The sequence below is a fragment of the Paenibacillus oryzisoli genome (assembly GCF_050467285.1).
GTDB lineage: Bacteria > Bacillota > Bacilli > Paenibacillales > NBRC-103111 > Paenibacillus_E > Paenibacillus_E oryzisoli_A.
Map to the genome: position 1 here is coordinate 200,563 of NZ_JBCMUN010000013.1, position 8,613 is coordinate 209,175.

Below are 8,613 nucleotides of genomic sequence, written 5' to 3' on the forward strand. Positions count from 1 at the left end.
ATGAAATGTATCCTTTAGCTTCCGCGATACGTACTGTATCCCCAAGGCGCAATCAGCAGAGGAACATGATAATGCGATGTCCTGCTTGCAACGCCGAAGCGGATCGGCACCTGGTCTAGAAAAGCTGGCTCCGTCAGCGCCACGCCCCTCAACTTAAAGTACTCCCCAACATGAAAAACCAGCTCATACGTGCCGACCGTATAATCTTCTCCGGTGAGCATCGGCTGCGGCACGCGCCCGTCCTCATTCGTCTCCGCCGAGTGCAGCAGCTCCGCCCCGCCTCCTGCCGTCACGCGATACAATTCAATGCGTACGCCGATCGCCGGCTTGCCGCAGCTAGTATCCAGCACATGTGTTGTGATTCCGATGCTCATAGGCCCTCCAGATCGCGTTTTGTCATCGAAAAACCTTGGAAACCATACGGCGGTCTAGGCTCCGTGAATACCTTGCCTTCCCCGACAGCCGCTTGCTCCAAAATCGTTTCCCACGTGCGGTTATTCGATTCGAAGCGCACCTCTTTCAATTGCGGGAAGCGCTGGAGCGCCCGTCCGCCGATGCGGTAGATCAGATTTTGAATGGAAGGTGAGTGCTGTTCATGGAACACCGTATGCGCAATATCGCGGATTTGCTCAGCAGCGACATACCGGCCGCGTTCGGAGAGGAACGCATCTTCTTCATTTTCATACGTCCAGGCAATGTCCAGAAAAATAAACAGCGGACGATCCGCCGTCTCAGGCAGTGTCGTGTATTCGTCGCGCACGAAGCCTGCGAAGGAGCTGCCTTTGACTTTAATGAGCTTGAGATCGGAAATGCCTCCTGAATGGTCGGTAAGCACGGTCGCATCCCCTTCGCGAACCAGTTCCACATAGGCGGTGGGATGTTCATTTTGCGAGTACCGGTAAACCAGATTGCCCGGCTCCAGCCCTTGTGCCCCCGGCACCGGAAGCACATCGAAAGCGACCTGATCCGCACTCATTCGGATGCCGGTGAGATGCGGGTATTTCTCAAGGAAGAGGCGGCTTGCAAAAGCAAGGAAACCTTCCGCCGTCGCCCCCTCATACTCGCCTGCTTTGCGCAGGATGAAATTTTTCATCGAGTCGGTTGCTACAACCATCGTATTATCGCCCTCGGAAAAAGACGTGAACAACGATTCCCCCCTGACGCTTACTTTTATGTTCATGCCGAACAGCACATTATCTCTCCCTGTAAACCCTGACTCCGGAATGAGCGTAATCTCCTTAAGCGGCTTCGCATAGGAGCGGTACACCCATACGTCCCCTTTGCCGTAATACATCGTGCGTTCTGCACCTTGTGCTGCTTTCATTGCCGTCTCCTCCTCTTCCTGTGTCACCATAGCTGACAGACGAATGCGTCCAATCTTGCAAACCTCCTGCAAAGCTGTCGTCATCTCCGCTGCGTGCTGCCCTTGCATACGCTGGGCGAGCGCTTCGCGGATTGTCGTCTTCGTGTGCCCTTTTACCGCAAGGATAAAAGGAATTTGAAACTTCGTCGTATACTGTTTATTTAACGATAGAAACTGTTCGTATTCTTCCGGCGTCAGCTGATTCAGCCCGGCTCCCGACTGCTCCTGCACGGAGTGCTCCGTCATGTGCACCCGCGTCCCGAGATCGGGATGCGCCCGCAGAAGCGCCAGCTGTTCCGTCCCGCTTGCCCGCCACACCGCGCTTTCCAGCGCTCCGATCATCGCCGCAACGCTATTGAAAGGCCGCGAGGCTGCAGCTCGCTCTGCCACCCAGGGGGAATGCTCGAACAACGCACCGAAAGCCGCTGCAAACTTGCTCCGTTCCATTGCATTCACTTGCCTCATGCCCAGCTTCGTCTGTTCCATCGCATTCACTTGCTCCATGCCCGACCTCGCCTGCTCCATCGCCCTGTCACCCCGTTTTTGCCTGAAAATTCTGCACTTTCACCAATGAGATTTTTTTCATTGTAAATGCGGTGTCCCCATGGGTCAATTTATATGAAAGAAGTTTGTAAACTTTCATAACATCAGTTATTTTTTTTGTGTTTTTGATAAAAGAGGATTGGATAGTTATTAGGCTTGACGCAAGAAAAATTTTCTATTATATTTAACTCAACAAACGTTTAGTGAGTGGAGAGAATGTGAAATGGCTGCTACCAACGATGCAAAAAAAAGAACAAACCGCGATCTATTGGCAGAGGAAAGGAGACAGCAGATTCTGGATATTGCTAAAAGGCAGTTCGCGGAGAAGGGCTTTCACGCAACTTCCATGCGCGAATTGAATAAAGAAATCGGGATGGCCGATGCGCTGACCTACCACTACTTTCCCGGCGGCAAGCAGGAGATTCTTAAAGCCGTCTTGCAGGATTTACAGGAAAAGCGGATGGCCACTATTCTGAGTTCGTTCGCAAATACGTTTAGTGACCAGCTGCCGCTGCGCGAGGTTCTCAAGAACGCCGTCCAAGGACTCGACAAGCGATTTATGAACGATAAGGATTACTTTCAGATTTTGATTCAAGAACGAAATCTATTAGAGAACGAGCAGTTGGAATGGTTAAACCGCATGGCGGACCAACCCAATGAAGCTTTGGTCGGCTTCCTCGAGAAGCGCGCTGCGTTAGGTGAAATCCGCCAAATGGATTTCCAGATGGCAGCATCGCAACTGGCTTCCCACGCAGCAATTGGAGCGTTTCAGCAAATTTTATTGGGCAAAGAGAGAGATGCCGCGCAGTTGGAACGAATGATTGACTTTTATATTAATCTGTGGTCCGTTTAGGACTCCTTTTTTTACTTTATTAACTCAACGAACGTTCAGTAAGTTAAATTGAAATCTGGAGGTTTTTACTTTGGAAACGATGAAAAAAGGCGCATTTGTTACGATTGTCATTACGATTTTTGGCACCATAGCGGCACTATTAAACCAATCCACGGTGAATACGCTATTGCCACCCATGATGACGGACTTTCACATCTCGGCGAGCACGGCCCAGTGGTTAACGACGGTTTTCGCACTTGTGACGGGGATAGTCGTTCCCGTGACGGCGTATCTGATTCGGCGTTATTCAACAAGACAGGTGTTCATAGCCGCGTTGGGCCTACTGACCGTAGGAACATTCCTCTGCGCTGCCGCTCCAGGCTTCGGATTGCTGATTGCGGGGCGAATTGTGCAGGCAATTGGTGCGGGCATCATGCTTCCGCTGCTGCAGACGCTTGTCATTACGCTTGTCCCTGGGGCGAAACGCGGCTTTTATATGGGGATTGTCGGGTTGGCGGTTTCCTTCGCTCCGGCAGCAGGACCGGTTCTGTCCGGCTGGCTGGTACACAACCATTCATGGCGTCTGTTGTTTGAACTGCTAGGCATGTTCGCGCTTCTACTTCTGGTCATCGGCCTGTTCGCTGTGCGGAATGTGACCGCTCAGGCTGCAGTTAAGCTGGATGTGTTCTCCGTTCTCCTATCATCGCTAGGCTTCGGCGGCGTGCTGTTCGGGTTCAGCCTTTCCGGTACGAGGGGCTGGAGCGATGCCGTAACATGGGGGGCGATAATCGTTGGCGCCTTTTCGCTTGGGCTGTTCGTATGGAGACAATGGACGAAAGCGAACCCCCTTCTGGAATTGCGCGTGTTCAACAATACGAATTTTACAATGGGCACCTCGATTAGTATGATTCTGATGATCGTTATGCTGAGTACACAGCTCCTTCTTCCTCTCTACATGCAAACCATGCTGGGCTATTCACCGCTTAAGGCTGGGCTTATGCTGCTGCCGGGCGCTATTGTAAACGGAGTGATGTCGCCCATTGCCGGCAAGCTGTTTGATCGGTTGGGAGGAAAGCTGGTTATATCGATCGGGCTTCTCATTACCCTCGTGACCTCGTTGATGTTCGCTCATTTAACGGTGACGACATCCTATGCTTATTTAATTGTGGTGTACGCCATCCGTATGGCGGGAATCAGCCTGTGCTTGATGCCTTCTGTGACGACCAGCATGAGTTCGCTGCCGCCGGCACTAATTTCTCACGGTGTACCGGTCAACACGACAGTTCGAACCATTGCCGGTGCGATTGGCACCGCCCTGCTGGTCGCCATGATGACTTATTACGGAGGCAACGGAGATTCCAATGGAATGATTCAAGGCATGAATGCAGCTTCGCTTGTAACGGCAGTGACGGCGGTTATTGGATTAGCGATGGCATTAATGATGAAAGGGAAACCCGCTGGCGTCAAAGCTCATGGATAACGGCTTTTAAAGATAGGATATTCTAAAAACACATGTCGAACCATTGACCATTTAAACCGCACAACTGTGCGGTTTTTCTATTTTTCTTATGAACGAATTAATTTTTAAGAATGAGTTATTGACTCACTTCTAAAAATAGCTTATTCTGTTGATGAGTGAGTTACTCATTCATAAAATCAGCAAGCAGATGAAGGAGATGTCCCTTATGACAAAATCGAATGTTTTACCAGACCTCATGTTGAGAATGTTCAATCAGCGCAAAAACGCGCGCAAGCTTCGGCTGGAATCGCCAAATAAGATTGAGGAAAACCGCTATGTCTCGATCGACGACATGGAGCAATGGATCTCGATTCGCGGGGAAGATCGCCATAATCCCATTCTCCTTTTTATCCACGGCGGCCCGGCTTCTTCCTATTCTATTTTCAGCCCCTTGGTTCGCTCGTGGGAGAAGTACTTTACCGTTGTTCAATGGGATCAGCGTGGAGCTGGCAAAACCTTCAGCAAATATAGCAAGACAGGAATCGGTCCCATTTCCTTTGAACGACTTATTCAGGACGGTATCGAAATCGTGCAATATTTGCTCCATACGCTTGGTCAGAACAAATTGATTCTGGTTGGCAGCTCCGTCGGAAGCATTATCGGGACGCAAATGGCCAAACGAAGACCTGAGCTATTCCACGCGTATGTAGGTACAGATCAGAACGTCAACATCGATGGACATAAGCTGTCGTACCAATTAAATCTGGAGGGCCTCCGCGCAGCACGTTGTACCAAAGGCATCCAGCTCTTCGAGAAAATCGGATCGGAACCTTCCCGTTGGAGCCTTAAAGATTTTGACAACAAAAATCGTTGGATGGTCAAAGTCGTCACCCCGGCTCCTAATATGATCATGGATCTCGTTCTTCCGTCGATGCTGGCTTCGCCAAACCATAAATTCCGGGATCTCCTCGCTTATTTTAAAGGCATGAATTACTCGCTGGAGCAGCTCTATGACGAATTAATTGCCTTCGACGCACGGAGGATCGGGACCCGCTACGACTTGCCCTACTTCATCTTCCAGGGAGACACTGACCTGGTTACACCGCTCCAGACTGCTCAAGACTTTTTCAATGATATCGAGGCCCCTTGCAAACAATTCGCAGTCGTCCCGAATGCCGGTCATCTCGCCTGTTTTGCACGTCCCGAGGCTTTCCTTGAACTGTTGCTTCAACACGTGCTTCCTTTGACTCGAACTTCCGACCATCCAGCGGCGTCGGGTTCAAGGCGTGCGGATGTGGTATAATGAGCTCAACATTTCTCAAGATCGGAGTATGAAGCCCATTGTCACCCTTAAATAAACAGCAATTGGAACAAATCCGTGACGAACGTTCGATGCAGATCAAACAAGCGGCGCTCAAAGTGTTCGCTCGTCACGGATTCGCCGGTACGAAAACAAGCATGATTGCCGCCGCCGCCGGCATTAGTGAAGGGCTCATCTATCGCTACTTCAAATCCAAAGACATTCTCTTCTCGACAATCGTCGAAGAATTGATGGAAGATGCGACAAGCGAGATTGACGACAGCAGCTCCATGCCAGGCACGCCTTACGAACAAATCAAGGCGCTCACCCTGAATATGTTGGATGATGAGAATAAATTCGCCTTCATGCTTATTCTCAAAGCGCGCAAGATGGAGGAGCTCCCCCCGAAGGTCACGCAGCTTTTCGAACAATATTCTTCGGATACGATGATCGATCGGCTGCTGCCTATCTTCATCAAAGGCCAGGAGACCGGCGAATTCGCCCCAGGAAATCCTCGGCAGCTTCTCCAGTGGTACTTCTCCGTTATTAACAGCCTCATTCTGCAGGAGCAGGGTGACGAACCATATGGCTTCCCCGACGTTGCTGTCTTGATGCGGATTCTAACTAACAAATAAATACGCCTCATCGCTAAAATAAAAAGAGTCCGTTAACCCTCACGGATTAACGGAAATGTCCAATATCCCCGATGCGCCAGCGCCGCCTCTTCCTCCAGCTCGGCCACCGGTCCGATCACCTCGATCGGCTTACCGCCACTCGAGAACACGACACGGCACGGCAGATCCAGCGTCGGATTCTGCTCGTGCGCGCCTGTCAGGATTGCGAGCTGCTTCTCCGACAGCGCAAAAACGACGCGGCCCACGTTGCCCCAGTAGATCGAACCCGAGCACATCGCGCATGGTTCTGCCGAGGAGTAGAGCGTGCATTGCCACAGCTCCTTTTTGCTGTACAGCTTGGAGGCTCTCTCCATCAACATCGTTTCCGCGTGCCCGGTGCAGTTGGACTCCGTAATCTCGATATTGCCCTGCTCTAGCAAAATCTCCCCATCCGGCCCGACCAGCAGCGCGCCAAACGGCGTGTTGCCAGCCTCTCGCGCCTCGTAAGAGATGTCAATGCACCGTTTTAAATATGGCATATGCTCGCGAACCGCTTCATTCATGTTAGCGCCTCCCAATTAGAATCGTTGCTCTCGCATATTCGGAACCTCATGCGAATTCGTTGGGCCCTAGGGCTTCCCACGCCACCGCCAACCAAGGAACACCAGTGCCCGCATCGGATTCCATCTCGCTTCCCCCGACGTGAGCCCCGACGGCGTACGTCTCTTGGCTCTGCTTCGCACCGGCCTCCTTACCCTACACGTCCCGCTTTATATAATTTCTCACTATACTGTCCACCCCGCAATTGCGTCAATTAACTGAACATGATCTTTGGTGCACAAACGAAAAAAAGCGCGAGCTTTTGTGCTCAACGCCAAATAGATCTATTTCCCTTACATGGACAAGAAAATCCCACCGTACACGAACCCTCCCAGGATGACGAAGGCCGGATGAATTTTCCGGATTTGAATGAGATAGAACGCCACCGCCGCAATTCCAAAAAACTGCAAATACCCGATCGCTTTCGTCGATTCCACCAAAGAGCTCCATGTCACCAACACCATCATGATCGCGATGACCGGCTGAACGAGCAGCGTCATACCTTTGATTGCGGGCGCCTGCTTATACTTCTGCAAGATGTTCAGCAAAATGATAAGTGCAATAATCGACGGCACGACCGTGGCTACCACCGCCGCGAGTACGCCGCCCCAGCCGCCGATCTCATAGCCGACATACGCCGCGATCTTCGTCGCAATCGGCCCCGGCAGCGCATTGCCCAGCGCCAGCATGTTCGAGAATTCACTGGAATTCATCCAGTTGTGATTCGTCACAATCTCCTGAAACATCAACGGAATAGACGAAGGACCGCCCCCGTAGCCAAACACGTTCGATAAAAAGAAACTAACCAGCAGATGCCACCAATCCAGGATCATGCCCCTTCACCTTTGCCAAGCGATTTGCGGTTTTTGCCCCACTTGTCCTTTACTTTATGATGAAAAGCCCCGTAGAAGAGGAATAGAAAAATAACAATGGCTGGATGCACCGCAAACGTCTGCAGCAGCAGAAAGGACAGCACGAAGAAAATAATGCCCGCCATCCAACCGAGCCCTTTGACCGCCTTTTCCCCAAACTCATACGCCATCACGCCGAGCATAACTGCCACAATCGGCACCACAGCGGCAATCATGCCTTTGATGACATGCGAGGTACTGAAGAAGGTGATAAAAGAGTACAATCCCACCATAGCCACACACGTCGGCAAAATATGTGCCACAACCCCAAGCACCGCCCCTAAGCTTCCCTTGAGCCGGTAACCGAGATACCCCGCCAGCTTCGTCGCAATCGGCCCTGGCAGCGTATTGGCAATCGCCAGCACCTCCATAAACTCCTCGTCCTTCATCCACTTAAAACGGGTTACCGCCTCGTATCGAATCAGCGGCACAATCGACGGCCCGCCGCCGTAGCCGAGGATGCCCGTACGAAACATCGCCATTCCTATCTGAACATAGGCATTTGCCATGCTGCTTCACTCCTGTCTGTAATCACTTTGCTCTGCTATGTAAGAAACATTCCCTTATTGTAATATAAATGGGCGCAAATATTTCGCTTAAAGCCGGATTTTTGTAAAAAATACAAAGATTGAAGCGCTGCTTTGGGCCAGGATAGAATCGCACTTAAAACAAAAAGAACCTTACTCAGATTTCTCCAAGTAAGGCTCTTTAATCGCTTGGCAACGTTCTACTCTCCCAGAACCCTGCGGTTCAAGTACCATCGACGCTGGAGGGCTTAACGGTCGTGTTCGAGATGGAAACGCGTGGATCCCCTCCGCCATCATCACCAAACAGTATTGCTTTCTCAAGGCTTGCACCTTGAAAACTAGATACGAAACGTTGTTCAAACCTTAGGTTTATGTTGTAGTTCTGGGCCCCGAGAAAGTAATCGGCATCAGCTACAAAGCTTCGCTTCACTTTCTTGGGTACTTTTGGGATAAGCCCTCGACCG

At 51.0% G+C, this 8,613-nt stretch carries 9 protein-coding genes and 1 rRNA gene; 4 read left to right on the plus strand and 6 right to left on the minus strand.

All coding sequences use genetic code 11. The features are described 5' to 3' along the window. Positions 1 to 14: 14 nt before the first annotated feature. Complete coding sequence (gene uraH / locus ABE504_RS23025) at positions 15 to 374, minus strand: hydroxyisourate hydrolase (protein WP_430093145.1); 360 nt, start codon at positions 372 to 374, stop codon at positions 15 to 17. Further along, positions 371 to 1,888, minus strand: a complete 1,518-nt coding sequence (gene pucL, locus ABE504_RS23030) for a factor-independent urate hydroxylase (RefSeq protein ID WP_430093148.1) — start codon at positions 1,886 to 1,888, stop codon at positions 371 to 373. Before pucL ends, uraH begins: the two co-directional genes overlap by 4 nt. A 241-nt stretch (positions 1,889 to 2,129) precedes the next feature. Here pucL and ABE504_RS23035 point away from each other — a divergent pair, with 241 nt between their 5' ends. From ABE504_RS23035 to ABE504_RS23050, 4 genes are all read left to right on the plus strand, one after another. Next, positions 2,130 to 2,759 carry a TetR/AcrR family transcriptional regulator gene (locus tag ABE504_RS23035; RefSeq protein ID WP_430093151.1) on the plus strand — a complete coding sequence of 210 codons (630 nt, stop codon included), beginning with the start codon at positions 2,130 to 2,132 and terminating at the stop codon, positions 2,757 to 2,759. Between the two features lie 79 nt (positions 2,760 to 2,838). Further along, positions 2,839 to 4,218 carry a DHA2 family efflux MFS transporter permease subunit gene (locus ABE504_RS23040; protein WP_430093191.1) on the plus strand — a complete coding sequence of 460 codons (1,380 nt, stop codon included), beginning with the start codon at positions 2,839 to 2,841 and terminating at the stop codon, positions 4,216 to 4,218. 205 nt (positions 4,219 to 4,423) lie between these two features. Further along, positions 4,424 to 5,500 (plus strand): alpha/beta fold hydrolase, encoded by a 1,077-nt coding sequence (locus tag ABE504_RS23045; RefSeq protein ID WP_430093153.1) that lies wholly within the window; start codon positions 4,424 to 4,426, stop codon positions 5,498 to 5,500. 38 nt (positions 5,501 to 5,538) lie between these two features. After that, positions 5,539 to 6,132 carry a TetR/AcrR family transcriptional regulator gene (locus ABE504_RS23050; RefSeq protein ID WP_430093156.1) on the plus strand — a complete coding sequence of 198 codons (594 nt, stop codon included), beginning with the start codon at positions 5,539 to 5,541 and terminating at the stop codon, positions 6,130 to 6,132. A 32-nt stretch (positions 6,133 to 6,164) separates the two neighbouring features. On the opposite strand, the gene ABE504_RS23055 is transcribed toward ABE504_RS23050, so the two are convergent. The 4 genes from ABE504_RS23055 to rrf form a co-directional block, all read right to left on the minus strand. Beyond that, the gene (locus ABE504_RS23055; RefSeq protein WP_430093158.1) at positions 6,165 to 6,674 is read right to left on the minus strand and encodes a nucleoside deaminase; all 510 of its coding nucleotides are present in this window, start codon (positions 6,672 to 6,674) and stop codon (positions 6,165 to 6,167) included. A 330-nt stretch (positions 6,675 to 7,004) separates the two neighbouring features. Beyond that, entirely contained in the window at positions 7,005 to 7,544 is a 540-nt protein-coding gene (locus tag ABE504_RS23060) for a chromate transporter (protein WP_430093161.1), read from the minus strand. Continuing rightward, positions 7,541 to 8,131: a chromate transporter gene (locus ABE504_RS23065; RefSeq protein ID WP_430093164.1), complete on the minus strand. Its 591-nt coding sequence runs from the start codon at positions 8,129 to 8,131 to the stop codon at positions 7,541 to 7,543. Before ABE504_RS23065 ends, ABE504_RS23060 begins: the two co-directional genes overlap by 4 nt. A 205-nt stretch (positions 8,132 to 8,336) precedes the next feature. Continuing rightward, positions 8,337 to 8,453: ribosomal RNA gene (rrf, locus tag ABE504_RS23070) — 5S ribosomal RNA — on the minus strand. Positions 8,454 to 8,613: the final 160 nt, after the last annotated feature.

Excerpts from the sequence above, each read along its gene's own strand:
- uraH (WP_430093145.1), bottom strand. The coding sequence starts at position 374 with ATGAGCATCGGAATCACAACACATGTGCTGGATACTAGCTGCGGCAAG.
- pucL (WP_430093148.1), bottom strand. The coding sequence starts at position 1,888 with ATGGAGCAGGCGAGGTCGGGCATGGAGCAAGTGAATGCGATGGAACAG.
- ABE504_RS23035 (WP_430093151.1), top strand. The coding sequence starts at position 2,130 with ATGGCTGCTACCAACGATGCAAAAAAAAGAACAAACCGCGATCTATTG.
- ABE504_RS23040 (WP_430093191.1), top strand. The coding sequence starts at position 2,839 with ATGAAAAAAGGCGCATTTGTTACGATTGTCATTACGATTTTTGGCACC.
- ABE504_RS23045 (WP_430093153.1), top strand. The coding sequence starts at position 4,424 with ATGACAAAATCGAATGTTTTACCAGACCTCATGTTGAGAATGTTCAAT.
- ABE504_RS23055 (WP_430093158.1), bottom strand. The coding sequence starts at position 6,674 with ATGAATGAAGCGGTTCGCGAGCATATGCCATATTTAAAACGGTGCATT.
- ABE504_RS23060 (WP_430093161.1), bottom strand. The coding sequence starts at position 7,544 with ATGATCCTGGATTGGTGGCATCTGCTGGTTAGTTTCTTTTTATCGAAC.
- ABE504_RS23065 (WP_430093164.1), bottom strand. The coding sequence starts at position 8,131 with ATGGCAAATGCCTATGTTCAGATAGGAATGGCGATGTTTCGTACGGGC.